This window comes from Pseudomonas sp. HY2-MNA-CIBAN-0224 (assembly GCF_040310285.1).
GTDB classification, from domain to species: Bacteria; Pseudomonadota; Gammaproteobacteria; order Pseudomonadales; family Pseudomonadaceae; genus Aquipseudomonas; species Aquipseudomonas helleri.
Genome location: NZ_JBEOPQ010000334.1, coordinates 1 through 308, shown reverse-complemented (window position 1 = coordinate 308; position 308 = coordinate 1). Strand labels below are relative to the sequence as shown.

Here is a 308-nt window from a genome sequence, read left to right as displayed (position 1 = left end):
ATCTAAACGCTACTAATGAGGGGGCTTAATCATGGATAATCTAAAACGCACCCAAAACCAAATCATTAAAGATCATCTTTTAACTGGTCAATCAATCACACGCTGGCAAGCTATCGAACTTTATAGAATAGCCACGCTACCCACTCGCATTAACCAGCTAGAAAATACAGGCTTAACCATACAGCGCAAGCGAGTAGATAAAGACGGCAAACACTGGAACGTCTATTGGATTGATATTGACAATGAGGTGACCAAATGAGCAACCACCCCAGCATATCAAGCGACACGCCAGCCGAACGCCTAATGAC

At 43.5% G+C, this 308-nt stretch carries 1 protein-coding gene; it reads left to right on the top strand.

Annotated elements, in window-relative coordinates:
• Window positions 1-31: 31 nt before the first annotated feature.
• Window positions 32-259, top strand: coding sequence for a helix-turn-helix domain-containing protein (locus AAEZ03_RS26630; protein WP_025650640.1), 228 nt, complete (start codon window positions 32-34; stop codon window positions 257-259).
• Window positions 260-308 lie beyond the last annotated feature (49 nt).